Origin of the sequence: Streptomyces sp. NBC_01445 (genome assembly GCF_035918235.1) — a bacterium.
Lineage (GTDB): Bacteria > Actinomycetota > Actinomycetes > Streptomycetales > Streptomycetaceae > Streptomyces.
In genome coordinates this window covers 5,032,180-5,058,473 of sequence record NZ_CP109485.1, presented here as the reverse complement: position 1 = coordinate 5,058,473, position 26,294 = coordinate 5,032,180, and the positions used below count along the sequence as shown (strand labels likewise).

Annotated in this window: 23 protein-coding genes and 1 pseudogene; 11 read left to right on the top strand and 13 right to left on the bottom strand. The window is 69.9% G+C overall.

Annotated elements, in window-relative coordinates; genetic code table 11:
* Positions 1–74 precede the first annotated feature (74 nt).
* Positions 75–539, top strand: a complete 465-nt coding sequence (locus tag OG574_RS23070; protein ID WP_100596335.1) for a GatB/YqeY domain-containing protein — start codon at positions 75–77, stop codon at positions 537–539.
* A gap of 172 nt (positions 540–711) precedes the next feature.
* Here OG574_RS23070 and OG574_RS23065 read toward each other — a convergent pair whose 3' ends face one another.
* A complete protein-coding gene (locus OG574_RS23065) occupies positions 712–2,943 on the bottom strand; it encodes a transglycosylase domain-containing protein (RefSeq protein WP_326774756.1) in 2,232 nt (743 codons plus the stop codon).
* A gap of 427 nt (positions 2,944–3,370) precedes the next feature.
* Here OG574_RS23065 and OG574_RS23060 point away from each other — a divergent pair, with 427 nt between their 5' ends.
* Positions 3,371–3,715, top strand: a complete 345-nt coding sequence (locus tag OG574_RS23060; RefSeq protein ID WP_199841926.1) for a WhiB family transcriptional regulator — start codon at positions 3,371–3,373, stop codon at positions 3,713–3,715.
* A gap of 78 nt (positions 3,716–3,793) precedes the next feature.
* On the opposite strand, the gene OG574_RS23055 is transcribed toward OG574_RS23060, so the two are convergent.
* Positions 3,794–5,191: an ArsA family ATPase gene (locus OG574_RS23055; protein WP_326774755.1), complete on the bottom strand. Its 1,398-nt coding sequence runs from the start codon at positions 5,189–5,191 to the stop codon at positions 3,794–3,796.
* A gap of 6 nt (positions 5,192–5,197) precedes the next feature.
* Positions 5,198–6,175: an ArsA family ATPase gene (locus OG574_RS23050; RefSeq protein WP_326774754.1), complete on the bottom strand. Its 978-nt coding sequence runs from the start codon at positions 6,173–6,175 to the stop codon at positions 5,198–5,200.
* A gap of 81 nt (positions 6,176–6,256) precedes the next feature.
* Between OG574_RS23050 and OG574_RS23045 the strand changes: the two genes are divergently transcribed.
* From OG574_RS23045 to OG574_RS23030, 4 genes are all read left to right on the top strand, one after another.
* A complete protein-coding gene (locus OG574_RS23045; RefSeq protein ID WP_020129281.1) occupies positions 6,257–6,415 on the top strand; it encodes a DUF4177 domain-containing protein in 159 nt (52 codons plus the stop codon).
* The gene (locus OG574_RS23040; RefSeq protein ID WP_100596330.1) at positions 6,412–6,882 is read left to right on the top strand and encodes a RidA family protein; all 471 of its coding nucleotides are present in this window, start codon (positions 6,412–6,414) and stop codon (positions 6,880–6,882) included. The genes OG574_RS23045 and OG574_RS23040 overlap by 4 nt, the downstream gene beginning before the upstream one ends.
* A gap of 269 nt (positions 6,883–7,151) precedes the next feature.
* Positions 7,152–8,027, top strand: coding sequence for an NUDIX hydrolase (locus OG574_RS23035; protein ID WP_326774753.1), 876 nt, complete (start codon positions 7,152–7,154; stop codon positions 8,025–8,027).
* Positions 8,024–8,854 carry an MBL fold metallo-hydrolase gene (locus OG574_RS23030; RefSeq protein WP_326774752.1) on the top strand — a complete coding sequence of 277 codons (831 nt, stop codon included), beginning with the start codon at positions 8,024–8,026 and terminating at the stop codon, positions 8,852–8,854. Before OG574_RS23035 ends, OG574_RS23030 begins: the two co-directional genes overlap by 4 nt.
* Here the strand turns inward: OG574_RS23030 and OG574_RS23025 are convergent.
* From OG574_RS23025 to OG574_RS23015, 3 genes are all read right to left on the bottom strand, one after another.
* On the bottom strand, positions 8,847–9,740 hold the full coding sequence (locus tag OG574_RS23025) for a sigma-70 family RNA polymerase sigma factor (RefSeq protein WP_326774751.1): 894 nt from the start codon (positions 9,738–9,740) through the stop codon (positions 8,847–8,849). The genes OG574_RS23030 and OG574_RS23025 overlap by 8 nt on opposite strands.
* 19 nt (positions 9,741–9,759) lie before the next feature.
* A complete protein-coding gene (locus tag OG574_RS23020) occupies positions 9,760–10,560 on the bottom strand; it encodes a nucleotidyltransferase domain-containing protein (RefSeq protein ID WP_326774750.1) in 801 nt (266 codons plus the stop codon).
* 112 nt (positions 10,561–10,672) lie between these two features.
* A complete protein-coding gene (locus OG574_RS23015) occupies positions 10,673–11,347 on the bottom strand; it encodes a Crp/Fnr family transcriptional regulator (protein ID WP_100596519.1) in 675 nt (224 codons plus the stop codon).
* Positions 11,348–11,734: 387 nt separating this feature from the next.
* Between OG574_RS23015 and nth the strand changes: the two genes are divergently transcribed.
* From nth to OG574_RS23000, 3 genes are read left to right on the top strand one after another with little or no spacing between them, the layout of a single operon-like run.
* Positions 11,735–12,658 carry an endonuclease III gene (nth, locus tag OG574_RS23010; protein ID WP_326774749.1) on the top strand — a complete coding sequence of 308 codons (924 nt, stop codon included), beginning with the start codon at positions 11,735–11,737 and terminating at the stop codon, positions 12,656–12,658.
* 59 nt (positions 12,659–12,717) lie between these two features.
* Complete coding sequence (locus tag OG574_RS23005; RefSeq protein WP_199841925.1) at positions 12,718–13,434, top strand: NUDIX hydrolase; 717 nt, start codon at positions 12,718–12,720, stop codon at positions 13,432–13,434.
* A 13-nt stretch (positions 13,435–13,447) separates the two neighbouring features.
* Complete coding sequence (locus OG574_RS23000; protein WP_100596517.1) at positions 13,448–14,647, top strand: MarP family serine protease; 1,200 nt, start codon at positions 13,448–13,450, stop codon at positions 14,645–14,647.
* Positions 14,648–14,683: 36 nt separating this feature from the next.
* Here the strand turns inward: OG574_RS23000 and OG574_RS22995 are convergent, their stop codons facing one another.
* The 6 genes from OG574_RS22995 to OG574_RS22970 all read right to left on the bottom strand — a co-directional run bounded on the left by OG574_RS22995 (position 14,684) and on the right by OG574_RS22970 (position 22,638).
* Entirely contained in the window at positions 14,684–14,872 is a 189-nt protein-coding gene (locus tag OG574_RS22995) for a hypothetical protein (RefSeq protein ID WP_116511639.1), read from the bottom strand.
* Between the two features lie 151 nt (positions 14,873–15,023).
* Complete coding sequence (locus OG574_RS22990; protein ID WP_100596323.1) at positions 15,024–15,974, bottom strand: alpha/beta fold hydrolase; 951 nt, start codon at positions 15,972–15,974, stop codon at positions 15,024–15,026.
* On the bottom strand, positions 15,971–16,480 hold the full coding sequence (locus tag OG574_RS22985; protein ID WP_100596322.1) for a phage holin family protein: 510 nt from the start codon (positions 16,478–16,480) through the stop codon (positions 15,971–15,973). Before OG574_RS22985 ends, OG574_RS22990 begins: the two co-directional genes overlap by 4 nt.
* Before the next feature lie 51 nt (positions 16,481–16,531).
* On the bottom strand, positions 16,532–17,935 hold the full coding sequence (gene nhaA, locus OG574_RS22980; RefSeq protein WP_326774748.1) for a Na+/H+ antiporter NhaA: 1,404 nt from the start codon (positions 17,933–17,935) through the stop codon (positions 16,532–16,534).
* A 205-nt stretch (positions 17,936–18,140) separates the two neighbouring features.
* The gene (acs, locus tag OG574_RS22975; RefSeq protein ID WP_326774747.1) at positions 18,141–20,141 is read right to left on the bottom strand and encodes an acetate--CoA ligase; all 2,001 of its coding nucleotides are present in this window, start codon (positions 20,139–20,141) and stop codon (positions 18,141–18,143) included.
* Positions 20,142–20,262: 121 nt separating this feature from the next.
* Positions 20,263–22,638 (bottom strand): bifunctional SulP family inorganic anion transporter/carbonic anhydrase, encoded by a 2,376-nt coding sequence (locus OG574_RS22970; protein ID WP_326774746.1) that lies wholly within the window; start codon positions 22,636–22,638, stop codon positions 20,263–20,265.
* A 347-nt stretch (positions 22,639–22,985) separates the two neighbouring features.
* Between OG574_RS22970 and OG574_RS22965 the strand changes: the two are divergent.
* Positions 22,986–23,978: pseudogene (locus OG574_RS22965) on the top strand (hypothetical protein).
* 29 nt (positions 23,979–24,007) lie between these two features.
* Here the strand turns inward: OG574_RS22965 and OG574_RS22960 are convergent.
* Positions 24,008–24,988, bottom strand: coding sequence for an ATP-binding protein (locus OG574_RS22960; protein WP_199841924.1), 981 nt, complete (start codon positions 24,986–24,988; stop codon positions 24,008–24,010).
* Positions 24,989–25,089: 101 nt separating this feature from the next.
* Between OG574_RS22960 and OG574_RS22955 the strand changes: the two genes are divergently transcribed.
* Positions 25,090–25,914 carry an oxidoreductase gene (locus OG574_RS22955; RefSeq protein WP_100596317.1) on the top strand — a complete coding sequence of 275 codons (825 nt, stop codon included), beginning with the start codon at positions 25,090–25,092 and terminating at the stop codon, positions 25,912–25,914.
* Positions 25,915–26,294 lie beyond the last annotated feature (380 nt).

Here is a 26,294-nt window from a genome sequence, read left to right as displayed (position 1 = left end):
GCCCATCGTGTCAGACCCGGCAGGTCCCGGAAATCAAGGGGCGTAGGGCATTGCGTACCTGCGACAATCGCTGCATGACCACGCTCAAGTCGAAGCTGCAGGAAGACCTCACCGCCGCGATCAGGGGGCGTGACGAGCTGCGCTCCTCGACGCTCCGGCTCACCCTCTCCGCCATCACGAAGGAGGAGGTCGCGGGCAAGACGGCGCGCGAGCTGTCCGACGACGAGGTGCAGAAGGTGATCACCCGCGAGGCGAAGAAGCGCCGCGAGGCCGCCGAGGCGTTCGCGCAGGGCGGCCGCGCCGAGCAGGCCGAGCGGGAGAAGGCGGAGGGTGTGGTGCTCGCCGAGTACCTGCCGAAGCAGCTCTCCGACGACGAGCTGCACCAGATCGTCGCCCAGGCGGTCGGGGAGGCGAAGGCGGCCGGCGCCGAGGGGCCGCGCGCCATGGGCCAGGTCATGAAGATCGTGAACCCGAAGGTCGCGGGCCTGGCGGAGGGCGGCCGCGTGGCCGCCGTTGTGAAGCAGCTGCTCGCCGGCTGAGGTGTCCGCCGGGGTGCTCGCCCGCTGAGAGTGCCCTTCGGGGTGGGGGAAGACGTTCCGGTCTCGTTCCGGTCTTCCGCCTCACCCCTCACACATATGCCGATGGGGCGTCCCCGATAGAGGGGGCGCCCCATCCGCGTACCGTCACCGTCCGGTCCGAGCGGTAGCCGCCTCAGCGGCGCCCGCCCCCGTGCCCGTTCCCGCCACCCAGCAGGCCCGTCGGGAGGCCCGGCCACGGGCTGTTGCCGTTTCCGCCGCTGTTGGTGCCCGGCTTCGAGCCGCCCCGGCCCGGCTCCTCGTCCCTGTCATGGTCCCTGTCATGGTCCCTCTCCTCGTCCTCATCGGGGTCAGGGATGTCGATCAGGTTGAAGTCGGGGGACGGCTTGTCGGCGAGGGCGCCGACCATGGCGTCCTTCCAGATCGGTCCGGGGACCTGGCCGCCGAAGACCTTCGGCTGGTACACGCCGCCGATGGTGATGTTCTCCATCTCGACGTTCTGCAGGGCGCTGCCGACCCAGACCGCGCCGGACAGGTTCGGCGTGTACCCCACGAACCAGGCGTTCTTACGGCTGTCGGTCGTACCCGTCTTGCCCGCGTTGGCCCGGTCGGTCAGACCGGCCTCCCTGCCCGTACCGGAGTCGATCACGCCGCTCAGCAGGGTGTTGATGCTGTCGGCGGTCTTCGTGGTCATCGCGCGCGAGCACGACGACTTCGGCACCGGCAGCGACTTGTCGCCGGGGGCCGTGATCGACTCGATGGCGACCGGCGTGCAGTACGTGCCGCGGTTGGCGAAGGCGGCGTACGCGCTCGCCATGGTCAGCGGCGAGATGCCCTTGGAGCCGAGGACGATGGCCGGGACCTCGGGGAGCTTGTCGCCGTTGCCCTGGACGACGCCCAGCTTGTCGGCCATGTCCATCACCGGGCACATCCCGGTGTCGCCGATCATCTGCACGAAGTAGGTGTTGATGGACTTGGCCATCGCCTCCTCCAGCGCGTACGGACCGAACTCGGACTCGTTCTCGTTCTCCACGGTGAAGCCGCCGTTGTTCACCCACGGCTTGCCGCTGCACGTCTGGACCGACTTCGGATACGGCATCCGGTACGGCGCCGGGTACGACTTCGTCACCGGGGTGCCCTGCTCCAGGGCGGCCGCGGCGAGGAACGGCTTGAACGTCGAACCCGTCGGGAAGCCGAAGTTCGACCCGCTCATCTTGCGGTCGACCGAGTAGTTGATCTGCGTCTCGTTCTTGCCGAAGCCGTACGGCTTCGACTGGCCCATGCCGAGGATCTTGCCGGTGCCGGGCTCGATGAACGTGGCCGCCGTCGCGACCTTGTCCGTCTGGTAGACGTGATCCTTGATCGACGCCTGCACCGATTCCTGCGTCTGCGGGTCGAGGGTGGTCTGCACCCTGAGGCCGCCCCGGTTCCAGAGCTTCGCCCGCGCTTCCTTCGTCTTGCCGAAGACCGGGTCGGTGAGGAACACCTCGCGTACGTAGTCGCAGAAGAAGCCCGCGCCCTTGACCGCCGTGATGCAGCCGTTCTGCGGCTTGCTGATCTTCAGGCCGAGCGGCTTCTCCTTGGCGCGGTCCGCCTCGGCCTGGGAGATGTCGTGCGTCTCGGCCATCCGCTGGAGCACGACGTTCCGTCGCTTGGTGGCCTCCGCCTCGTCGTTGACGGGGTCGTAGCGGCTCGGGGACTGGACGATGCCGGCCAGCATCGCGGACTCCTCGACCGTCAGGTCCTTCGCCGACTTGGAGAAGTACCGCCGCGAGGCGGCCTCCACGCCGTATGCCTGCTCACCGAAGTACGTGATGTTCAGGTAGTTGGCGAGGATGCGCTTCTTGCCGAGCTTGTCCTCGAGCTGGATCGCGTACTTCAGCTCGCGGATCTTGCGGCCGATCGTCTGCTGGGTGGCCTGGGCGAGCTTTGTCGGGTCGTCGCCGGCCTCCTCCATGAAGACGTTCTTCACGTACTGCTGGGTGAGCGTGGACGCGCCCTGCGCGACACCGCCGCTCTGCGCGTTCTCGTTGATCGCGCGCAGGATGCCCTTCACGTCGACGGCGCCGTGTTCGTAGAAGCGCGAGTCCTCGATCGCGACGAGCGCCTTCTGCATGTACGGCGAGATGTCCTTGAGGGGCACCACCGTGCGGTCGCGCGAGTAGACCGTCGCGATCGCGCCGCCCTTGTTGTCCAGGATCGTGGTGCGCTGACTGAGTGGCGGCTGCTTGAGGTTGGCCGGGATCTCGTCGAATCCCTCGACCGAGCCCTTCGCTGCCAGGCCGAGCGCGCCTGCTGCGGGCAGCGCGATTCCGGCGAGGACGGCTCCCGCGAGGACACTGACACCAAGGAACTTGGCGGCCTGCTGAGTCGGTGACAGTCCACCGCCCGAGCGCTTCTTTCCCATGAGGGCAGCCTACGTTCTGATTCTCCGGACAGGCGTATATGCCTTGGCCTAAGCTGCACTCAACTGTCACAGCAGTACGGTCACGTATCAAGACGTCCGGCGAACCCGAATCGTTCCGGTAGTCATCTCACCACCCCTCCGCGGTCGTTCCGAGGTGGTGAGGGCGTGTCCGAAACCGCCTTGAGTGTCACCCGGTGTCCGCTGTGACTCAACTGAAACGCCCCGGTTTGCCGGGTTGGTCGCACATGCCCTCGGCTCACTCCGTCGGGTGATCTGCCGCTTACGCATAGTCCGTTCGGGCCATTCAAGATTGGGCCCGAAGGGGGTGTTGCGCTGTGCCCACCTTCCGTAACGTCCTCAACTGGCGGCGGTGAATATGCCGCTGCCGCCGTGGGGGAGCCTCGATTCGGGAGAGGACGGCGCCGGTATGGGCTGGGTAACCGACTGGAGTGCGCAGGCGGCCTGCCGCACTACCGATCCAGATGAACTGTTCGTTCAAGGAGCAGCGCAGAACCGGGCGAAGGCGGTGTGTACCGGATGCCCGGTGCGGACCGAGTGCCTGGCCGACGCGCTGGACAACCGCGTCGAGTTCGGCGTGTGGGGTGGCATGACCGAACGGGAACGCCGTGCGCTGCTGCGCAGGCGCCCCACCGTCACCTCGTGGCGCCGGCTGCTCGAGACGGCTCGTACGGAGTACGAGCGCGGTGCGGGCCTGCTGCCCGTGGACATCGATGACGACGCGACGTACGAGAGGTACGCCGCCGTGGGGTGAGGGGGCCGAGCTCCTTCCGGGGCGTCCGAGGGGTGCGAGCCGTGTGGCGGCCCGCGCCTCGGGAGACGTCCGTACGGCTCACGCAGCTCCGGCCGGGTCCGCACCGGCCGCGAGCCGGTCCCCGATGGTCCTCAGGCCTGCCAGGTCGTGCACATCGCCGGGCAGGGCGCCGACCTCGGTGACCGCCACCTCCGGGTGGAGCGCCGCGAAACGGTCGCGTGTGCGCTGCTCGCGTGCCAGCAGCTGCATGCGTTCCGCGTGCAATCGCAGCAGGCCTGCCGTGAGTTGGTCTGTCGCTGCGTGGTCTGTGGCCGCGCGGTCTGTGGTCGCGGTGGCAGGCGTGCCTGCGTCAGGTGAGTTGGGTGCGTGTGCGTGCACGGGTGCGCTATGTGGGGTTTTATCCGGCGTCTGTGCGTGCTCGTCGGCCGTGTCCCTTGCTGGGGCGGGGGAGCCTGCTTCGGGAGCGGTACGCAGCTCTACCTTCCCGTCCCCCTGATCCACAATGCCGCGCTCGTCAAGATTTTCTGCGGCCGCGAGCGCCCGCTCGGCCGACAACTGCGCGGCACCGCTGCCGTGCACCCGGTTCAGTACGAGCCCGGCCAGGGGCATGTCCTCCGCGGCGAGGCGCTCCACGAAGTACGCCGCCTCGCGCAGCGCGTCCCGCTCCGGCGCCGCCACCACGAGGAACGCCGTACCGGGGGCCTGGAGCAGCTTGTACGTGGCGTCGGCGCGCGTGCGGAAACCGCCGAACATCGTGTCCATCGCCGCCACGAACGTCTGTACGTCGCGCAGGAGCTGACCGCCCAGCAGCTTCCCGAGCGCGCCCGTCATCATCGACATCCCGACGTTCAGGAACTTCATGCCGGCCCGGCCGCCGACCTTCGCCGGGGCCATCAGGACCCGGATCAGCTTGCCGTCCAGGAACGAGCCGAGACGTTTCGGCGCGTCCAGGAAGTCGAGCGCGGAGCGGGACGGCGGAGTGTCGACGACGATCAGGTCCCACTCGTCCCGGGCCCGCAGCTGGCCCAGCTTCTCCATCGCCATGTACTCCTGCGTGCCCGCGAAGCCCGCCGAGAGCGACTGGTAGAACGGATTGCCCAGAATCGCCTCGGCCCGCTGGCCGTCCGCGTGCGCCTCGACGATCTCGTCGAACGTCCGCTTCATGTCGAGCATCATCGCGTGCAGTTCGCCGCCCTCTGCTCCTTCGACGGTGACGATCCCCTTCACGCGGCGCGGGGTGTTGTCCAGGGAGTCGATGCCCATCGACTGGGCGAGCCTGCGGGCCGGGTCGATCGTCAGCACGACCACCTTGCGGCCGCGCTCCGCGGCGCGCAGGCCGAGCGCCGCCGCCGTCGTCGTCTTGCCGACGCCGCCGGAGCCGCAGCACACCACGATGCGCGTCCCGGGGTCGTCGATGAGTGGGTCCACGTCGAGTACGTGGGTGTCCGTCGGGTTCAGGCTCAGGGACGACGTCATGTGTCTCTAGATCCCTTGCTTCCGCAGTTCCGTGGCCAGCCGGTACAGGCCCGCCAGGTCCATCCCCTCGGTCAGCAGCGGCAGTTCGTGCAGCGGCAGGCCCGAATCGGCCAGCACCGCGCGCTGGCTGCGCTCCAGGTCGTGCCGTTCCGCGTACTCCGCCGCCTGGTCGAGGAGCGGGGTCACCAGGCGTTCGGCGTTGCCGCCTCTGCGGGCGCCGCCCAGGCCCGCCGCGGACAGGGACTTGGCGATGGCCGCCCTGGGCACGCCGCCCTGCGCCAGCGTCAGTTCGGCGTCGTCCAGGACCGCAGGGCGCACCATGTTCACGATGAGCCTGCCCACGGGGAGGTTCGCCGCCTGCAGCTCCGCGATACCGTCCGACGTCTCCTGGACCGGCATCTCCTCCAGCAGCGTCACCAAGTGCACCGCCGTCTCCGGAGACTTGAGAACCCGCATGACCGCCTGCGCCTGGTTGTGTATCGGGCCGATCTTGGCCAGGCCAGCGACCTCGTCGTTCACGTTCAGGAAGCGCGTGATGCGGCCCGTCGGCGGGGCGTCCATCACCACGTAGTCGTAGGCGTATTTGTTCTGTTTCGTCTTTCGGCGTACCGCCTCGCAGGCCTTGCCCGTCAGGAGTACGTCCCTCAGGCCCGGCGCCACCGTTGTCGCGAAGTCGATCGCGCCCAGCTTTTTGAGCGCCCTGCCCGCGCCGCCCAGCTTGTAGAACATCTGGAGGTAGTCCAGCAGCGCCAGCTCCGGGTCGATGGCGAGTGCGAACACCTCGCCGCCCCCCGGGGCTACCGCGATCTTCCGTTCCTCGTACGGCAGTGCTTCCGTCTCGAAGAGCTGTGCGATGCCCTGGCGTCCTTCCACCTCCACCAGGAGAGTGCGCTTGCCCTCGGTCGCGAGGGCGAGCGCCAGTGCGGCGGCGACCGTGGTCTTTCCGGTACCGCCCTTGCCGCTGACGACCTGGAGCCTGCTCACGTCTTCGAGCCTAACCAGTCCGCGAGCGGGCTACGCAGGAGGCTGTCGGTCATCGCCGGTCCAGCGGCTACAGTCGGCCGTATGACCAAGTGGGAATACGCGACCGTGCCTCTTCTCGTGCACGCGACCAAGCAGATTCTGGACACCTGGGGCGAGGACGGCTGGGAGCTCGTCCAGGTCGTGCCCGGGCCGAACAACCCCGAGCAGCTCGTGGCCTACCTGAAGCGGGCGAAGGCATGAGCGGGGTCGTCGACGCGCGCCTCGCCGAGCTCGGGCTGACCCTGCCCGAGGTCGTGCCGCCGCTCGCCTCTTACCAGCCGGCCGTGCAGTCCGGTGTGTACGTGTACACGGCCGGTCAGCTGCCGATGGTGGACGGGAAGCTTCCGGTCACCGGGAAGGTGGGGGCCGAGGTCACCGCCGAGCAGGCCAAGGAGCTGGCCCGTACGTGTGCGCTGAACGCGCTCGCCGCGGTGAAGTCCGTTGCCGGTGATCTCGATCGGGTCGCTCGTGTGGTGAAGGTCGTGGGCTTTGTGGCCTCCGCGCCCGACTTCACCGGGCAGCCGGGTGTGGTGAACGGGGCCAGTGAGCTCTTCGCCGAGGTTCTCGGCGAGAAGGGTGTGCACGCTCGGTCCGCCGTGGGTGTGGCCGTTCTGCCGCTGGACGCGCCTGTTGAGGTCGAGGTTCAGGTCGAGCTCGTTTCGGGTTGAGCTTTTCGCTCCGCTGAGGATTGTGAGCGGGCTGGGAGTTGGGGCTGAGGTCCCGGGTCCGGTCCGGGGCCGTCCTGGTGTGCTCCGTCTCGTGGGGGCGGGGGCCGGTGGGTGATCCGCCGGCCCCTTCTGGTTCGTACGTGGCTGCGGGGCTGTGGGTGGTTCGGCGGTCCTTCTTGCTCGTACGTGGGTGATCGCGGGTTGCCCTGTTCCGTACTTGATCGTCTGTGGCTCTCGAACATCCGCTTGGTAGCGGATAGCCTCCGGCCATGGCGAATGGGCAGTGGTATCCCCCGGAGTGGCCCGAGCGGATTCGTGCGCTCGCGGCGGGTGAGCTGGCGGCCGCTGTGCCGCGGCGGGCCGCGACCGTCATGCTTCTGCGGGACGCGGTCGCCGGTCCCGAAGTGCATATGTTGCGTCGACGCGCCTCCATGGCTTTCGCCGGGGGCGCGTACGCGTATCCGGGCGGCGGCGTGGATCCCCGTGACGACGAGTCGGTCGTGCGGTGGGGCGGGCCCTCGCGTGCGGCGTGGGCGGCTCGGCTCGGCGTGGACGAGAAGTCGGCGCAGGCGATCGTGTGTGCCGCCGTGCGGGAGACGTACGAGGAGGCGGGCGTGCTGCTCGCCGGGCCCGATGCGGCGTCCGTGGTGGGGGACACGACCGGTGAGTCCTGGGAGGCCGACCGGGAGGCGCTCGTCCAGAGGGAGTTGTCGTTCGGGGAGTTCCTCGGGCGGCGTGGGCTGGTTCTGCGGTCCGATCTCCTGGGGGCCTGGGCGCGGTGGATCACGCCCGAGTTCGAGCCCCGGCGGTACGACACCTGGTTCTTCGTCGCCGCTCTGCCGGAGGGGCAGCGCACCCGTAACGCCTCTACTGAAGCCGATCGGACCGTGTGGATCCGGCCCGAGCAGGCCGCCGAAGGGTACGACAAGGGCGAGCTGATGATGATGCCGCCCACGATCGCGACGCTGCGGGCGCTGGCCGGCTTCGACAGCGCCGAGGGGGCCCTCGTGGGGGCCGCGACGCAGGATCTTTCCCCTGTGCTCGCTCGGGCCCGGCTGGAGGGCGGGGAGATTGTTCTGTCCTGGCCCGGTCATGATGAGTTCACCAAGCACATTCCGACCACGCCCGGGGGAGCCTCCGCATGACCGAAGCCGCCGCCCTTCCCGGACAGCCCCGTGGCGGGGTGCTGTCCGGGCCCGCCACCGCGCGCGCGGTCAACGTGCTGGCTCCGAACGCCTCCGCGATGACCCTGGACGGGACCAATACGTGGATCGTTTCCGAGCCTGACTCCGAGCTTGCCGTGGTGATCGATCCCGGGCCGCTCGACGACGTGCATCTGCGGACGGTTGTCGCGGTCGCTGAGGCTGCCGGCAAGCGTGTGGCTCTGACCCTTCTCACTCATGGGCACCCCGATCACGCGGAGGGCGCCGGCAGGTTCGCCGAGCTGACCCGGACCAAGGTGCGGGCCCTCGATCCTGCTCTGCGGCTTGGGGACGAGGGGCTGGGCGGTGGGGATGTTGTGGCTGTTGGCGGGCTTGAGTTGCGTGTGGTCGCCGCGCCTGGGCATACCGCTGATTCGCTCTGTTTCCATCTGCCCGCCGATCGCGCCGTGCTGACCGGTGACACCGTGCTCGGGCGCGGGACCACCGTCGTCGCCCATCCCGACGGGCGGCTCGGGGACTATCTCGACTCGCTGCGGCGGCTGCGGTCCCTCACCGTCGACGACGGGGTCGACACCGTGCTGCCGGGGCACGGGCCCGTACTCGAAGACGCCCAGGGCGCCGTCGAGTTCTACCTCGCCCACCGCGCCAACCGGCTCGCCCAGGTCGAGACCGCCGTCGAGAGCGGTTATGTCACGGCGTCAGAAATCGTTGCCCATGTGTACGCGGGTGTGGATCGGTCCCTGTGGCCTGCTGCCGAGTTGTCTGTGCTGGCTCAGCTCGATTATTTGACGGAGCACGGGCTCATCTAGAGGGCCGCCCGGGTCGGGCCGCCCGGGTCAGGCGCTGCAGACGGTCCTCGTCCGCCAGAACGTTCAGCTCTGTGATTCCGGTGTCCGTGATCGTGAAGGACATCAGCGATGCCGGGCGGCCCTCCGGCAGTGCCAGGAGGCCGATCGTGCCGTTGACCAGCACAACGCGTACGTGCGGTGCCATGCGCTGGAACATGATCGCCCCGGACGCCACCGCGTGAGCGCCTCGGACCAGGCGCGAGAGGTCTGTTGCCCCGGCGTCCGCCCGTAGCAGTACGTTCGGGTCCAGGACCGCCAGCAGTCCCTCGAAGTCGCCCTCGCGGGCCGCCGAGAGGAACGCCTCGACCACCTCGCGCTGGCGTACCAGGTCCGTCTCCGGAGGCGGGGCTCCCTGGACGCGGCGGCGCGCGCGGCTCGCCAGCTGCCGGGTCGCCGCCGGTGTGCGCTCCACGATCGGCGCGATGTCGTCGAACGGCACCGCGAACAGGTCGTGCAGCACGAACGCCAGCCGCTCCAACGGCGCCAGCGAGTCCAGGACCACGAGCAGCGCCAGGCCCACCGAGTCCGCCTGGAGCGCCTGTTGTTCGGGGTCCGGGGTGTCGAGGCTCGTGACCAGGGGGTCGGGTACGTGGGTTTCCAGGGGCTCTTCGCCCCTTGCCTTGCGCGAGCGCAGCAGGTCCAGGCAGATCCGGCCCGTGACGGTGGTGAGCCAGCCGCCGAGGTTCTCGACGGCCGAGGTGTCGGACCGCTGGAGCCGCAGCCACGTCTCCTGTACGGCGTCCTCCGCCTCGCTGAACGAGCCGAGCATCCGGTAGGCCACGGCGCGCAAGTGCCCCCGTGACTCCTCGAACCGCTCGGCCAGGCTGTCCGTCGACGCTGAACTCATCGGTGTCCTGCTTCCCGGGTCAGGGGCGGGGGGCCTTCACTCCGTGCACGGCTTCGTATTCTGCCGCCAGCCACGGGCCCAGGTCCTCGGTGTACGACCGGAGGGTGTGCGGTGCGCCCACCGGTTCGTACGCCGCCTCGGAGGCCTGTCGCATCGCGTCCGCCCACTGCGGGTAGTACGTGCCGAACACCTCGGCCATCTGCGTCAGATCACTGGTCCAGCCGTTCCAGCGGGGCATGACGAGCGTGAAGCCGGTGCGGACGAGGTGACGGGAGATCTGGCGGTCCAGGGTGCGCGGGTCGTCGCCCCGCGCGATGCGTTCGCGCCAGCGCGTCAGGAGCAGGCGCAGGTCGCCGTTGGTCTCCCGGGCCAGGAGGGAGTCGGGGCGGTAGCGCGGCAGGTATTCGGCCAGGTCCTCGCCGAGGAGCGGAGTGCAGAGGCAGGCCACGAACCAGCCGAGGTCGTGTCGTTCGAGGTCGCTGAGGACCTGGCTCCGGCTGAGGATCAGCAGCCCTACGCCGTCGATCTGGGCGAATTGTTTGTTCAGGCCTTCGGCCAGGGCGCCCGCGTCCGCCCTGTCGTCGTCCGTCGGCTCCTCGCGCAGTGCGAGGAGGAGGTCGAGGTCGCTGCGGCCGAGGCGGGCGGTGCCACGCGGCACGGAGCCGTAGAGGTACGCGCTCGCCATCCGCGGTCCGAAGCCGGCGAGGAGACCGTCGCGCGCCGCGGACACCACGGGGCGGAAGTCCGGCTGGATCCGGCTCAGAGAGCCTTCGCGCTCGATGAATCCGCGGTCGTCCAGGCCGCGGGCGGTGAGGTCCATGGGCCCACTGTGCCGGGTCGGGCGGCTGCAGTCCCGGCATTTTCCGCGGCGGTGAACGGGTGATCCCGCCTCCCCGGAGGGAGACGGGACCCGTACGCCTTGAACGAAGGTGTCAGCGCGAGCGCTTCGCGAGGCGCTCCACGTCGAGCAGGATCACGGCGCGGGCCTCCAGGCGGAGCCAGCCGCGGCCCGCGAAGTCCGCGAGCGCCTTGTTCACCGTCTCGCGGGAGGCGCCGACCAGCTGGGCCAGCTCCTCCTGCGTCAGGTCGTGCACGACGTGAATGCCCTCCTCCGACTGCACACCGAAGCGGCGGGAGAGGTCCAGGAGCGCGCGGGCCACGCGGCCCGGCACGTCCGAGAAGACCAGGTCGGACATCTGGTCGTTGGTCTTGCGCAGGCGCCGGGCGACGGCGCGCAGCAGGGCGGAGGCCACCTCGGGGCGCGCGTTCAGCCAGGGCAGGAGGTCGCCGTGGCCGAGGCCGAGGAGCTTGACCTCGGTGAGCGCGGAGGCGGTCGCCGTGCGCGGGCCCGGGTCGAACAGCGAGAGCTCGCCGATCAGCTCGCCGGGGCCGAGCACCGCGAGCATGTTCTCGCGGCCGTCGGGGGAGGTGCGGTGGAGCTTCACCTTGCCCTCGGTGACCACGTACAGGCGGTCTCCGGGGTCGCCCTCGTGGAAGAGGGCGTCGCCGCGCGCGAGGGTCACCTCACTCATGGAGGCGCGGAGCTCCGCGGCCTGCTCATCATCGAGCGCCGCGAAAAGCGGGGCGCGCCGCAGAACGTCGTCCACGAGTTTCTCTCCTATGTCGACCTGCATCCGGGGACCGGGTTCCCGCTCCCCATTTTGCCGGACGGTCCAAACAGTGTGATCAGTCACTCAGGCACAAGTCTGCCGCACGGGCGTCGCAAGCTGTGGGGGAGGGGGCCAATCGAGGACTGATCCGCGGGGTCCACGGCGGATGTCAGCGGCGGCCTTTAGGCTGGCCGAGTGTCCAAAACGCCGGTGAGAGCAGAGGCCAAGGGGGCTGGGACGGTGACCACGGGACGTAATTCCGCTGTGGGCGAACAGGCCCCGGCCACGCCCGAGAAAGCGGCAAAAGGGGTAAAGCGGGCTAGGGGTGCCGGGGATGGCGCCGGGGGTGCTGCGGCTTCCGCGGGGAAGAGGACTGGTGGTGGCGTGGGTTCCGGTGGTGCCGCGGGTTCCGGAGGCAAGCGTGCTGCCGCGAAGAAGGCCGGCGCCGCCAAGCCCGTGAAGAAGGCCGCCGCCGCGAAGTCGGACAAGCCCCCGAAGAAGGCCGCTGCCAAGCCCGAGTCCCGCACCGCGCTCGTCCGGCGGGCCCGGCGCATCAATCGTGAGCTCGCCGAGGTGTACCCGTACGCCCACCCCGAGCTGGACTTCGAGAACCCCTTCCAGCTGCTCGTCGCCACGGTGATGTCCGCCCAGACCACCGATCTGCGGGTCAATCAGACGACGCCCGCCCTCTTCGCCAGGTACCCGACCCCGGAGGACCTCGCGGCCGCGAACCCCGAGGACGTCGAGGAGCTGATCCGGCCCACCGGGTTCTTCCGCGCCAAGACGAAGTCGATCATGGGGCTCGCGGCGGCACTGCGGGACGAGTTCGGGGGCGAGGTCCCGGGGCGTCTCGAAGACCTCGTCAAGCTGCCCGGCGTCGGCCGCAAGACCGCCTTCGTCGTGATGGGCAACGCCTTCGGGCGGCCGGGAATCACCGTGGACACGCACTTCGGGCGGCTCGTGCGGCGCTGGAAGTGGACGGAGGAGACCGACCCGGACAAGGTCGAGAAGGCCATCGGCGAGCTCTTCCCGAAGAGCGACTGGACGATGCTCTCCCACCACGTGATCTTCCACGGCCGCCGGATCTGCCACGCCCGCAAGCCCGCCTGCGGCGCCTGCCCGATCGCGCCGCTCTGCCCGGCGTACGGGGAGGGCGAGACCGACCCGGAGAAGGCGAAGAAGCTCCTGAAGTACGAGAAGGGCGGCTTCCCCGGCCAGCGCCTGAAGCCCCCGCAGTCGTACCTGGACGCCGGCGGTATCCCGGCGCCCCCGCTCGGCGCCACCGCGCCGCCCGCCACGGGGGAGTGACGCATCGCGGAACGAACGGTGAGGGCGCGGGCGTTGTGTTCAGTTGGACGGGGGTGCCTATGACGCATGCACACAGTGAGGCGCACGAAGAGCGCGTGACGAAGATCGAGCCCGTGCGGCTGAGCCGCGAGGGGCTGCCCGAGTGGCTCGACCCGGTCGTGAAGGCCGCCGACACGGTCGAGCCGCTGCAGCTGAGCCGTTTCCTGCCGCCCGAGAGCGGCGACGGGCGCCAGTCCGCCGTCCTGATCCTCTTCGGTGAGGGCGAGCGCGGCCCCGAGCTGCTGCTCATGGAGCGCGCCACATCGCTGCGCTCGCACGCGGGCCAGCCGTCCTTCCCGGGCGGCGCCCTCGACCCGGAGGACGGCGATCCGCGTACGGACGGGCCGCTGCGCGCCGCCCTGCGCGAGGCGGAGGAGGAGACCGGGCTCGATCCGCGCGGTGTCCAGCTCTTCGGCGTCCTGCCGAAGCTGTACATCCCGGTGAGCAGCTTCGTGGTGACGCCGGTCCTCGGCTGGTGGCGCACACCGACGCCGGTGCAGGCGGTCGACCCGGCGGAGACGGCCCGCGTCTTCACGGTCCCCGTGGCGGATCTCACGGATCCGCGCCACCGTGCGACGGCGGTCCACCCGAGGGGCCACCAGGGCCCGGCGTTCCTCGTCGAATCGGCTCTGGTCTGGGGCTTTACGGCCGGAGTGATCGACCGGATCCTGCACTACGCGGGATGGGAGCGCCCCTGGGACCGCAGTAAGCAGGTCCCACTCGACTGGCGCTCATGACAGGGTGGCCCACGTGAATGTGCTGGACATCCTGTTGCTCGTCGCCGCCGTGTGGTTCGCGATCGTGGGCTACCGCCAGGGCTTCGTCGTCGGCATCCTGTCGGTGATCGGCTTCCTGGGCGGCGGCCTCGTCGCGGTCTACGTCCTGCCCGCCATCTGGAGCGCGGTGACCGACGAGGCCAAGGTGAGTACGACCGCGGCCGTCGTCGCCGTGATCGTGGTCATCGTCTGTGCCTCCGTGGGACAGGCGTTCACCACGCACCTGGGGAACAAGCTGCGCCGGTACATCACCTGGTCCCCGGCCCGCGCCCTGGACGCCACGGGCGGTGCCGTGGTGAACGTGGTGGCGATGCTCCTCGTCGCGTGGCTCATCGGCTCGGCCCTGGCCGGCACGACGCTGCCCACGCTCGGCAAGGAAGTGCGCAACTCCAAGGTCCTGCTCGGCGTGTCCAGAGCCCTGCCCACGCAGGCGAACACGTGGTTCGCGGACTTCTCGTCCGCGCTCGCGCAGAACGGCTTCCCGCAGGTCTTCAGCCCGTTCTCGAACGAGCCGATCACCGACGTCCAGCCCCCCGACCCGAAGCTGGCGAACAGCCCGGTCGTGCAGACGGCCAAGCGCTCCATCGTCAAGGTGACCGGCCAGGCCCCCAGTTGCGGCAAGGTCCTCGAAGGCTCCGGCTTCGTCTTCGCCGACCGCCGCGTCATGACGAACGCGCACGTGGTCGGCGGCGTGGACGAGCCGAACGTACAGATAGGCGGCGAAGGCCGGATGTACGCGGCGAAGGTCGTCCTCTACGACTGGAAGCGCGACATCGCCGTACTCGACGTGCCCACGCTGAAGGCGCCCCCGCTCCAGTTCACGTCCACGGACGCCGAGCGCGGCGCAGGCGCGATCGTCGCCGGCTTCCCGGAGAACGGCGCGTACGACGTCCGCCCCGCGCGCGTGCGCGGCCGCATCACGGCCAACGGCCCGGACATCTACCACCGCGGCACCGTGCAACGCGATGTGTACTCGCTCTACGCGACCGTCCGCCAGGGCAACTCCGGCGGCCCGCTGCTCACGCCCGAGGGCAAGGTGTACGGCGTGGTCTTCGCGAAGTCACTCGACAGCGCCCAGACCGGGTACGCGCTCACCCGAGACGAGATCAGCCAGGACATCGACCGCGGCCGCACGGCCAACCAGCAGGTGGGCAGCGACAACTGCGCCCTGTGAGGTTCGGGAGGCGGTGAAGGCCGGGCCGGTGACGCGTCAGTCGCGTGTGTGCCGCAGCCGGGCCGAGACCCAGCGGGCCCGGCGGCGCAGGATGCGGGGAATGTTGATTCCCGGAGGGGTTTGGTCATGGCCCGATTCCTGCGGGCCACCCCCCGGGTGACGGCTCAGCACCGTGGCTGAGCGGCGGTTGCGTGCTGCGTCACTGTAGTCGTGCGTCCAGCCCATACCCCGACGTGTGCCCGTGCCCCAAGGTCGGTAATCGCGCGCACGCCCCCCAATTGGCCTATGCGCCAGGCAATTGGCAGTTCGAGGGACAGTTGTTCCCGGACATGGCTCGAACGCGTCACCCGATCGTGCGAGGGCGGCCGCGCGGCCGTCACCGGTCGGGCTCGGGGTCCTTCAGCCAGCTGACCAGTTCGCTGGAGAACGCGACCGGGTCCTCCTCGTGCGGGAAGTGCCCCAGACCGTCGAACAGCCGCCAGCGGTACGGCGCTTCGACGTACTCGCCGGAGCCCGCCGCGCTGCGCGTACGCATCACGGGGTCGAGCGAGCCGTGCAGATGCAGCGTCGGCACCCGCACCGGACGCTTCATGCGCCGGTTGAACTGGATGCCGTCCGGACGGGCCATCGACCGCACCATCCAGCGGTACGGCTCGACCGAGCAATGTGCCGTGGACGGGATGCACATGGCGCGCCGGTACACGTCCACGGCCTCGTCGTCGGGGAGACGCGGCCCGGACCAGTCCCGGATCAGCCGCCCGACCAGGGCGCCGTCGTCCGCGACGAGCTGACGCTCCGGCACCCACGGCCGCTGGAAGCCCCAGACGTACGAGCCCGCGGCGGTCTGCTTGACGTCGGACAGCATCGCCGAGCGCCAGCGCCGGGGGTGCGGCATCGAGGAGACCACGAGCCGGCGCACCAGCTTGGGCCGCATGACGGCCGCGGTCCACGCGAGATAGCCGCCCAGGTCGTGCCCCACGAGCGCCGCGTCGGGCTCGCCGAGGGACCGTACGACGCCCGTGATGTCGAGGGCGAGGTTCGCCGGGTCGTAGCCGCGGGGGGTGCGGTCGCTGCCGCCGACGCCGCGCAGGTCCATGGCCACGGCCCGGAACCCTGCGTCGGCGAGCGCCACCATCTGGTGCCGCCACGTCCACCAGAACTGGGGGAAGCCGTGCAGGAGCAGGACCAGTGGCCCGTCGCCCATCTCGGCGATGTGGAAGCGCGCGCCGTTGGCGGCGACGTCCCGGTGGGTCAGCTCGCCGCCGCCCGGGACGCCGATGCGTACGACCGAGGCGGGCTGGGCCGAAGGGGTGGCGGGGTCCGTCATGAAGACGAGCGTGCCACAGCCTCGACCGTGTCGCCGACTCGGTTCGCCGGGACCACCTGACGGGGGTGCGGTTTGGCGTTCCCCAGTACGCCTGCCGTCTCCTTGACCGAGGCGGCGACCTTCTGCGGGCCCTTGCCCTTCTTGGCCTTCTTCGCGAAGACGACGCCGATCAGCGCGAGCAGGCCGGCCACCAGCACGTTCGCCGCGAAGGACAGCAGGAAGCACCAGCCGAGGTTCCAGCCGCCCTCGCCGTTGTGCCCGCCGGTCCAGGCCTGGATCCCGTAGGCGAGCGCGAAGCTCAGCATGGGCAGGGAGAAGAGCAGGACCACGCCGGCTGCCGCCAGGGCGCCGCCGCCGACCGCGCCGCGCTTGACGTCCTGCTTGAGCTGGGCCTTCGCCAGGGCGATCTCGTCGTGCACCAGCGCGGACATCTCGGTCGTGGCCGTGGCGACCAGCTGGCCGATGCTGCGTTCGGCGCCGACCGGTGTGCCGTCGGGTGCGCTCATCGCGTACTCCCTCTTCTCTTTACGGGCATCTGTAGCAGACCTGCTGTCAGATCATGCCGGACGACTGCTCCCGTCGCTTGCCCCGCCCGTCACTTCGGCAAGCCTGCGGTGTTCGGCGGCCTTCTTCTCGTAGATCTCCGCCATCCGCAAGTGGTACTCCGGCTTGTCCTCCTCGTAGATGTCGGGGATGCCGTCGAGGTCGTCGTCGCGCTCCTCATCGGCGCAGACCGCGCGGTACTTGGCGTTCCGGAGCTTGAGCAGGACGCTCGACAGGACCGCCGCGATGAGGGAACCCATCAGGACGGCGGCCTTGATCTCGTCGGTCAGCAACGGGTTCCCGGCGAAGGCGAGTTCGCCGATGAGGAGCGAGACGGTGAAGCCGATGCCGGCGAGGGACGCGACCGCGAACACGTCGGGCCAGGCGAGTTCGTCGGAGAGCGAGGCTCGGGTGAAACGAGCCGTCAGCCAGGTGCCGCCGAAGATGCCGACGGCCTTGCCGACGACGAGCCCGAGCACCACACCGAGCGTCTCCGGCTTGGTGAACACGTCGGTCAGGGCACTGCCCGACACGGCGACGCCCGCGCTGAGAAGGGCGAACATCGGCACGGCGAGCCCCGCCGAGAAGGGGCGCACCAGGTGCTCGATGTGCTCGCCGGGGGAGTGCTCCTCGCCGTCCTGCCGGGTGCAGCGCAGCATGAGCCCCATGGCGACACCGGCGATGGTGGAGTGGATGCCGCTGTTGTACATCAGGCCCCAGATGACGAGGGCCAGCGGCACGTAGATGTACCAGCCGCGTACGCCCTTGCGCAGGAGCAGCCAGAAGACGGCGAGGCCGACGACGGCGCCCGCGAGGGCCGCGAAGTTGATGTCGCTGGTGAAGAAGACAGCGATGATCAGGATCGCGAAGAGGTCGTCGACGACGGCGAGCGTGAGCAGGAACGCGCGCAGCGAGGACGGCAGCGAGGTGCCGATGACGGCGAGTACGGCCAGCGCGAACGCGATGTCGGTGGCGGTCGGCACGGCCCAGCCGTCGAGCGAGCCGCCGCCCGTGACGTTGACCAGGAAGTAGACGAGCGCGGGGATCGCCATGCCGCAGAGCGCGGCGGCGACGGGCAGCATGGCCGCCTTGGGGTCGCGCAGGTCACCGGCGACGAGTTCGCGCTTGAGCTCGATGCCGGCGACGAAGAAGAACACGGCGAGCAGTCCGTCGGCGGCCCAGTGCTCAAGCGACAGGTGGAGGCCGAGCGCGGAGGGGCCGATGTGGAAGTCGCGCACGGCCTCGTAGCTGTCGCTGAGCGGGGTGTTGGCCCAGACGAGGGCGGCGATCGCGGCGACGAGGAGCAGTACTCCGCCGACGGTCTCGGCACGCAGGGCGTCCGCCACGAACGTACGCTCGGGAAGGGAGAGCCGGCCGAGGACCTTACGGCTGTTCTTGCTGGGGGCGGGCGCGGCCACGGGTGAAGACCTCCGGTCGGGTTCGGCTTCCGCGAACGCGCCGACGAGGGGTCGTCGACGGCGTTGCCGACCAGACTTCCCGGCACACCTGAGGTTTCACCCTACCGGGTGTACGCGGGCCATACCTGGTGATCGTCACTTTACGCACGAAATGGGCACCCGGCGCGTTCGGCGCCGGGTGCCCATTTCGTGGTGTGCGGTGCGGTCAGTCCTCGCTCGACGCGGCCGGGAGCCTGGTCTGGATGAGGTCCATGACGGACGAGTCCGTCAGGGTCGTGACGTCTCCCAGCTCCCTGTTCTCCGCGACGTCACGCAGCAGGCGCCGCATGATCTTCCCGGAGCGGGTCTTGGGCAGCTCGGCCACGGGCAGGACCCGCTTCGGCTTGGCGATCGGGCCGAGTGTCGCGCCCACGTGGTTGCGCAGGTCGGCGACGAGGCCCTCGTCGTCGGCGGACGCCGTGCCGCGCAGGATCACGAAGGCCACGATGGCCTGACCCGTCGTCTCGTCGGCCGCGCCCACGACCGCCGCCTCGGCGACGGAGGGGTGCGAGACGAGCGCCGACTCGACCTCGGTGGTCGAGATGTTGTGGCCGGATACCAGCATCACGTCGTCCACCCGGCCGAGCAGCCAGATGTCGCCGTCCTCGTCCTTCTTGGCGCCGTCACCGGCGAAGTACTTGCCCTCGAAACGGGACCAGTACGTGTCGATGAACCGCTGGTCGTCGCCCCAGATCGTGCGCAGCATCGACGGCCACGGCTCGGTCAGGACGAGGTAACCGCCGCCCCCGTTGGGCACTTCGCGAGCCTCGTCGTCCACCACCGTCGCCGAGATGCCGGGTAGGGCACGCTGGGCGGAGCCCGGCTTGGTCTCGGTGACGCCGGGCAGCGGCGAGATCATCATCGCGCCGGTCTCGGTCTGCCACCAGGTGTCCACGATGGGGCACTTGTCGCCGCCGATGTTCTTCCGGTACCACATCCAGGCCTCGGGGTTGATCGGCTCGCCGACCGAACCGAGGACCCGCAGACTGCTCAGGTCGAACTTGGCGGGGATGTCGTCCCCCCACTTCATGAACGTGCGGATCGCCGTCGGCGCCGTGTACAGGATCGTCACCCCGTACTTCTGCACGATCTCCCAGAAGCGGCCCTGGTGCGGGGTGTCCGGGGTGCCCTCGTAGATGACCTGCGTCGCGCCGTTCGAGAGCGGGCCGTAGGTGATGTACGAGTGCCCGGTGACCCATCCGATGTCGGCCGTGCACCAGTAGACGTCGGTCTCCGGCTTGAGGTCGAACACCGCATGGTGGGTGTACGAGGCCTGCGTGAGGTAGCCGCCGGAGGTGTGCAGGATGCCCTTGGGCTTACCTGTGGTGCCGGACGTGTAGAGGATGAACAGCGGCTGCTCGGCGTCGAACGCCTCGGGCGTGTGCTCCGCCGACTGCTTCTGCGTGATCTCGTGCCACCACACGTCGCGGCCCTCGGTCCAGGCGACGTCCTGCTTGGTGCGCTGGACGACGAGGACCTTCTCGACCCCGTCGACGCGGCTGACGGCGTCGTCGACGGCGGGCTTGAGAGCGGACGGCTTGCCACGCCGGTAGCCGCCGTCGGCCGTGATGACGACCTTGGCGTCGGCGTCCCGGATGCGGGCCGCGATGGCGTCGGCCGAGAATCCACCGAAGACGACCGAGTGCGCGGCACCGATGCGCGCGCACGCCAGCATCGCGACGACGGCCTCGGGGATCATCGGCAGGTAGACGGCGACGCGGTCGCCCTTCTGCACGCCCAGCTCGGTCAGCGCGTTGGCCGCGCGGCTGACCTCGTCCTTGAGCTCCGCGTAGGTGATGGCCCGGCTGTCGCCCGGCTCACCCTCGAAGTGGATGGCGACCCGGTCGCCGTTCCCGGCCTCGACGTGGCGGTCCACGCAGTTGTACGCGACGTTCAGTTTCCCGTCGGCGAACCACTTGGCGAACGGCGGGTTCGACCAGTCGAGGGTTTCGGTCGGCTCGGTGGCCCAGGTCAGCCGGCGGGCCTGCTCGGCCCAGAAGCCGAGCCTGTCAGCCTTGGCCTGTTCGTACGCCTCCGCGGTGACGTTGGCGGCGGCCGCCAGGTCGGCCGGCGGCGCAAACCTTCGCTCTTCCTTAAGAAGGTTGGCCAGGCTTTCGTTGCTCACGACATCTCCCTTTCCCAGGGTGTCCGTTGTGTCCCAGACCACAGCTCATCAGACGGCCCCCCTCGGTGACAAGGGGGGTCCGAATAATGGTTTAGACCTGTTGGGCTCTACGCGTGCGTGCCGATGGCGTCACTCATCGGCACGCACGCTCTCACGGACGGGTTCAGGCAGGGCGCAGTTCGCCCTCCGGCGCCACCTGGTCGAACACCTCGTCGGGCCGCTCGGTGAGCAGATAGGCCTGCGCCTCGCCCACGTGGAAGTACATCCCGTGCAGTTCGAGCGAGCCCTCCTGGAGGCGGCGGGCCACCGACTCGTGCGCCCGCAGATGCTCCAACTGCTGGACGACATTGGTCAGGCAGAGCTGCTCGACCGAGTCGGCGGGGGCGCGCCCCGCGAGCCGCGCCCAGGGCTGGTTCGCGGCCGCCATGCGGGCCAGGCTCGGCAGGCCGTGCCGCAGCCACCGCTTCAGGGGTGTCTGCGCGCCGCCCTCGGGCGGACTGTTGAGCAGCGCCTGCATAGCACCGCAGCCGGAGTGCCCGCACACGGTGATCGACTGCACCTTCAGTACGTCGACGGCGTACTCGATGGCCGCGGCGACCGAGTCGTCACCGCTCTCGGCGCCCGGCAGCGGCACCAGATTCCCCACGTTCCTGACGACGAAGAGGTCGCCGGGGCCGCTTGAGGTGATCATCGACGTCACGAGCCGGGAGTCGGCGCAGGTCAGGAACAGCTGGGTGGGCCGCTGCCCCTCACGGGCGAGCCGGGCGAGCTCGTCCCGCACATGCGGCGCCGTGTCCCGCTGGAACGCGCTGATGCCGCTGGCCAGTTGATACCCGCCACCGCCGGTCGGGGGAGCGGCGGTCTCGGTCTGCGGGCGGTCGCAGTGGTGGTTGCGCCAAGGCGTCCACGGCCGGCAGCAGGAGTGCGACGCCGACGCGGGCTCGGCGATACGGGTCCCCGCCCGCCCGGTCACCTCGACCTTCCCGCCCTGCGCGACATGCGACTTCTGCCAGTCCTGCAGGGACTCGAACGCGGCGTGGTCCATGAAGGACCCGTCCAACTCCACGACGCAGCAGGCCCCTTGGGGTACCTGGTGCAGTACGCGGCTGAGCCGGGGCACGGCGAGGAACGTCAGCTGCCCGCGCACTCGCACGTGATGCGTCCCGCCTCGGCCTTCGGCGCCCGCAGCGCCTGCTCTGTCTGTTCCGTCCACGGTGTGGGTGATCCGTGTGCGGGCGAGCCGGTGCAGGGCAACCGCGACGGCGACCGCGATGCCGAGGGCGACACCCTCGAGTACACCGAGGACGACCACACCGAGCGTCGTCACGGCGTAGACGAGGACCTCGCGGTGGCGTGTGACCGTCCGGATGTGGTGCAGGGACACCATCTGGATGCCGACGGCCATGACCAGGGCGGCGAGCGAGGCGAGGGGGATCAGCTCGAGCGCCGGGACCATCAGGAGCGCGGCCACTACTACCCAAACGCCGTGCAGCATCGCGGAGTTCCTGCTCTCACCGCCCGCGTTCACATTCGCGGCGCTGCGGACCGCGACCCCGGCGACGGGGAGTCCGCCGAGGGTGCCGGAGACGATGTTGGCCGCCCCCTGGCCGAGCAGTTCCCGGTCGAGGTCGGAGCGGCGGGCCGCCGGCCGCAGGGCGGGCTTCGAGGATGCGAGTTTGTCCACGGCGACGGCGCCGAGCAGCGACTGCACGCTGCACACGAGCGTCACGGTCAGGACGGCCGCCACGAGGCCCAGTACGGGCCCTTCGGGCAGGCCGGCGAGGGCGTGGCTGCTCCAGGACGGCAGGTCGACCTTGGTCACGGTGATCCCGGCGAACGCGGCGGTGGCCGTGGCGCAGGCGACGGCGACGAGCGCGGCGGGCACCCGGCGCAGAGCCCGCCCGGCACGTCCGGGGATCCGGGGCCAGGCGAACAGGACCGCGAGCGTCAGGAGGCTCAGGCCCAGTGCGGCCAGGTCCACGTGGGTCAACTGGGCGGGCAGCGCACGGAGATTGCCGAGGACGGCGCTCTGGGGGATGCCGCCGAGCACGATGTGCACCTGGGCGACCGCGATGGTGACGCCGATTCCGGCGAGCATGCCGTGGACGACGGCGGGGGACACGGCGAGCGCGCTGCGGGCCACGCGCAGGCAGCCGAGGCCGAGTTGGGCGATTCCGGCGATGACGGTGATCGCGCAGGTCGTCCGCCAGCCGTAGCGGTGGATGAGGTCGGCGGTGACGACGGTGAGGCCGGCGGCCGGGCCGCTGACCTGCAGCGGGGAGCCGCCGAGGCGGCCAGCCACGAGTCCGCCGACGGCGGCGGCCACGAGTCCCGCCTGGAGCGGGGCCCCGGTGGCGAGGGCGATTCCGAGGGACAGCGGCAGGGCGATCAGGAAGACCGCCGCGGACGCGGACAGGTCGGCGCCCGAGACGCGGAAGCGGCGGGGCGGCTTCGGCGGCGGGCTGTGGGGTGGATGGGTGCGGCTGGTTTCGTCGGTCCGTGTCGGATCGGCAGGGCGTGTGGGGACGCAGGCTGACATGTTTCCCGTCTCCTCCGGGGCAGCGCGGTCGCGGAACGAGGGGCCCCGTCTGTGGCGGGGCAGGGTCGCGGCCGTGGATCACGGCGTGCAGCGGCGGGATGAATCAACTCTCGGTAAATGGATCGTAATGCAGAGTAAAGGTTGTGGACGGGTTTTCGGGTCAAATGGGGCATTGGTTCACCCCAGTGGGTGAATGGGCGCCTTCTTCGGCTTGTCGTATTAATCCTTCCCTGGGCCTCGTGCGACGTTGGCGGCGTCGTCGATAAATGCGGCATCTCACCACATTGGTCCCGCCCTGACGTGAAGAGATCCGAGCCGAAGAGACCCAAGGAAGAAGGCGGGTGGACGTGGCCGCCACCAGGAAGCTCGCCGCGAACTTCACTGCCGTCGCGGCGCGTGCAGCAGTCCTGTCCGGCTGCGCGATCGGTGACAACCAGGCGACCGGTCCCCAGGAGGGCGCTCCCGGCCCGAAGGAGACCGCCCCCGCGCCGGGAAGCGCGATTCGGCTGATCGGGGACGGCTCGACCGCCTTCACCGGAGGTCAGCCGCATCTGCCGAAGGCCAAGCGCCTGAAGGCCGGCCAGAAGCTGCCGCAGTTCGTGGTGTTCTCCTGGGGCGGCGCGGGGAGGACAGCCGGAAGCTGTTCTCGCACTTCCGCAAGGTCGCCAGGGAGAACAACGCGACGATGACGTACTTCCTCAGCGGCGTGTACATGCTCCCGGAGGAGAAGTGCGACCTCTACCGGCCGCCGCAGCACTCACCGGGCAGCTCGGAGGTCGGCTTCAATGACGAGCAGGGGATCAAGGACACCGTGGACCAGCTCCGCGGCGCCTGGCTCGAGGGCAACGAGATCGGCACGCACTCCAACGGCCACTTCTGCGGCAAGGGCGGCGGCGTCGGCGAGTGGTCGGTGGATGACGGAAGGGCGAGGTCCGCCAGGCCAAGTCCTTCCAGTCGGGCACCGCGACCCAGGGCGACGCCGACAAGCAGGAGTTCTGGGGTGACGAGATGCGCGACAGCCTCCTCCAGGGCTTCGACCGCGCCTACAAAGGCAACCGCGCGCCGCTGGTCATCGGCAACCACTTCGAGTCCTGGAACGGCGGCAACTACATGCGCGCCGTCGACGAGACCGTCCACGCCGTGCGCAACAAGCCCGAGGTGCGCTGCGTCTCCTTCCGCCAGCTCGCCGACTGGCTGGACGCCCAGGACCTGAAGGCCCTGGACCGGCTCACCAAGCTGGGCGTCGGCCAGGTCCCCAAGCAGGGCTGGGCGTCCTTCATGTCGACCAGCCCGCCCCGGCACCCAAGGGGGTACCGGGAGCGCCGGCGGTGAAGCGGTAGCCGAGCACTGTCGGGTGTGGCCGTGCCGGTCAGGCGGTGGCGGCCACGCTCTCCTGGAGGACGAAGGCGGGGTCGACCTGGGCCGCCAGGTCGGCGCCCGTCTTCGCGTTGCCCCAACTCTGCGCGTTCTTCAGGTGGAAGTGGACCATCTGGCGTGTGTAGCGCTCCCAGTCGCGGCCCGCGTAGGCCGCGTCCGCGGCGGACCGGAGCGTGCGCAGGGCGGCCGCGTTGGGCTCCTCCAGGAGGTCGAACCGGGGAGGGCGGCCCTTCTCCATGGCGCGTACCCAGTCGGAGTGCCCGACGGTGACGAGCAGGTCGTCTCCCACCTGTGCGCGGAGGAAGTCGAGGTCGTCCTGGCCCTGCACCTTGTTCCCCACGACCTTCAGCGTGATGCCGAAGTCCCGTGCGTACTCCTTGTACTGGCGGTAGACCGAGACCCCCTTGCGCGTCGGCTCGGCGACGAGGAACGTCATGTCGAAGCGGGTGAACATGCCGGAGGCGAAGGAGTCCGAGCCTGCGGTCATGTCGACGACGACGTACTCGTCGCGGCCGTCGACGAGATGGTTCAGACACAGTTCCACCGCTCCGGTCTTGGAGTGGTAGCAGGAGACACCGAGGTCGGCTTCGGTGAAGGGGCCCGTGACCATCAAACGCACGGCCCCGCCGTCGAGTTCCACGGGTCGGGCACACGCGTCGTACACCGGGTTGTTCTCACGTACCCGCAGAAGGCGCGAGCCCTCGCCGGGCGGGGTCGTCTTGATCATCGTGTCCGCGGAGGCGATCCGTGGATTCGAGCCGCGCAGGTAGTCCTTGATGAGGGGGAGGCGTGCGCCCATGGCGGGCAGTTCGGCCGCCTGGTCGTCGTCGAGCCCCAGCGCGGGCCCCAGGTGCTGGTTGATGTCGGCGTCCACCGCGATGACCGGGGCGCCCATGGCGGCGAGGTGACGGACGAAGAGCGAGGACAGCGTGGTCTTCCCGCTGCCGCCCTTCCCCACGAAAGCGATCTTCATGTTCACCAAGGGTAGTGGTGCGGTCGCTGTTCGTGTCCGTCCTGCGTGAAGAAGACCACTCCTTCGTGGGGCGGGGCCCTGGACTGCGTAGGGTCGTACCCATGAGTACGACAGCCGACCCCCTTGCCGCCCTCGGGGCCCTTCCGGGCGTGGCCGACTCCGTGGACTCCGTGCGCAAGGCCGTGGACCGGGTCTACGGTCATCGGGTCATGCGGCGTCGCAGCCATGCCGTCACCTCCGAAGCCGCGCTGCGCGGCGCGCGCGGCAGCGCGGCGCTGTCCGGTGCCGACTGGCCGCTCGAAGAGGTGCGCAGGCGCTCCGACTTCAGTGGCGCGGGCGGGGACGAGGAGGCGCGCACCGTGGGCGCCGCCCTGCGGCTGACGGCGGAGGCGGGCCAGCTCCTGTCGATCTGGCGGCAGTCCCCACTGCGGGTGCTCGCGCGTCTGCACCTCGTGGCGGCCGCCGACAACGGCGACACGGTGGGGCGCCCCCGGCAGGGTGGCGAGCCGGTCGACGAGCCGCTGGTCGAGCTGCCGCTGCCGGACGCGCAGGAAGTGGCGGGCCGGCTCGAAGGGCTCTCGGGGCTGATCATCGCGGGTGGCTCGGCTCCGGCCCTGGTCACCGCGGCCGTCGTGCACGGCGAACTGCTCGCACTGCGGCCCTTCGGGTCGCACAACGGGCTGGTCGCGCGCGCGGCCGAGCGCATCGTCCTGGTGGGCAGCGGTCTCGACCCGAAGTCGATCTGTCCGGCCGAGGTGGGGCATGCGGAGCAGGGTCGCGCCGACTATCTGGCCGCACTCGAGGGCTATGTGTCGGGCACCCCGGAAGGGGTTGCCGCGTGGATCGCGCACTGCGGGCGGTCCGTGGAGCTCGGCGTCAGAGAGTCGACGGCGGTGTGCGAGGCGCTCCAGCGCGGAGCGGCATAGGCGCCGTAACGGGTTCCCGGAAAGTCCCTGAACAGGGTTGCGGCGGTACGAGTCCTCGTACCGCCGCTGGCATGTTCACCTGGTTACCAAGCGTCCTCGAATATTGCCCATCAGGTCGGGAACTTAGCCCGTGGCCTGGTGCGGCTGGCCCGTAATCGACGGGTCGACGTCGCGTGGGTGCCTGGCGTTCATGCTCGGTCCGTGGGGCCTTGGTTGCGTTTAAAGGTGATCCTCTCGGATGTCCCTTGGTCTCGCGGGCCGTTGCCTCATTTGTACTCCAGGAGTGGGGGAAGCGAAACCCCTGGCCGTACTTCTTTACTTTTAGGTTCAATTAGGGGTGAAACGGGCGGCCGGGTGACGGCTTGTTCCGCGGCCGTGTG

What these genes read in the sequence shown, in the direction of transcription:
- OG574_RS23070 (WP_100596335.1), top strand. Translation starts at nt 75, where the DNA reads ATGACCACGCTCAAGTCGAAGCTGCAGGAAGACCTCACCGCCGCGATC.
- OG574_RS23065 (WP_326774756.1), bottom strand. Translation starts at nt 2,943, where the DNA reads ATGGGAAAGAAGCGCTCGGGCGGTGGACTGTCACCGACTCAGCAGGCC.
- OG574_RS23060 (WP_199841926.1), top strand. Translation starts at nt 3,371, where the DNA reads ATGGGCTGGGTAACCGACTGGAGTGCGCAGGCGGCCTGCCGCACTACC.
- OG574_RS23055 (WP_326774755.1), bottom strand. Translation starts at nt 5,191, where the DNA reads ATGACGTCGTCCCTGAGCCTGAACCCGACGGACACCCACGTACTCGAC.
- OG574_RS23045 (WP_020129281.1), top strand. Translation starts at nt 6,257, where the DNA reads ATGACCAAGTGGGAATACGCGACCGTGCCTCTTCTCGTGCACGCGACC.
- OG574_RS23040 (WP_100596330.1), top strand. Translation starts at nt 6,412, where the DNA reads ATGAGCGGGGTCGTCGACGCGCGCCTCGCCGAGCTCGGGCTGACCCTG.
- OG574_RS23035 (WP_326774753.1), top strand. Translation starts at nt 7,152, where the DNA reads ATGGCGAATGGGCAGTGGTATCCCCCGGAGTGGCCCGAGCGGATTCGT.
- OG574_RS23030 (WP_326774752.1), top strand. Translation starts at nt 8,024, where the DNA reads ATGACCGAAGCCGCCGCCCTTCCCGGACAGCCCCGTGGCGGGGTGCTG.
- OG574_RS23025 (WP_326774751.1), bottom strand. Translation starts at nt 9,740, where the DNA reads ATGAGTTCAGCGTCGACGGACAGCCTGGCCGAGCGGTTCGAGGAGTCA.
- OG574_RS23020 (WP_326774750.1), bottom strand. Translation starts at nt 10,560, where the DNA reads ATGGACCTCACCGCCCGCGGCCTGGACGACCGCGGATTCATCGAGCGC.
- OG574_RS23005 (WP_199841925.1), top strand. Translation starts at nt 12,718, where the DNA reads ATGACGCATGCACACAGTGAGGCGCACGAAGAGCGCGTGACGAAGATC.
- OG574_RS22995 (WP_116511639.1), bottom strand. Translation starts at nt 14,872, where the DNA reads ATGGGCTGGACGCACGACTACAGTGACGCAGCACGCAACCGCCGCTCA.
- OG574_RS22990 (WP_100596323.1), bottom strand. Translation starts at nt 15,974, where the DNA reads ATGACGGACCCCGCCACCCCTTCGGCCCAGCCCGCCTCGGTCGTACGC.
- OG574_RS22985 (WP_100596322.1), bottom strand. Translation starts at nt 16,480, where the DNA reads ATGAGCGCACCCGACGGCACACCGGTCGGCGCCGAACGCAGCATCGGC.
- OG574_RS22970 (WP_326774746.1), bottom strand. Translation starts at nt 22,638, where the DNA reads ATGTCAGCCTGCGTCCCCACACGCCCTGCCGATCCGACACGGACCGAC.
- OG574_RS22960 (WP_199841924.1), bottom strand. Translation starts at nt 24,988, where the DNA reads ATGAAGATCGCTTTCGTGGGGAAGGGCGGCAGCGGGAAGACCACGCTG.
- OG574_RS22955 (WP_100596317.1), top strand. Translation starts at nt 25,090, where the DNA reads ATGAGTACGACAGCCGACCCCCTTGCCGCCCTCGGGGCCCTTCCGGGC.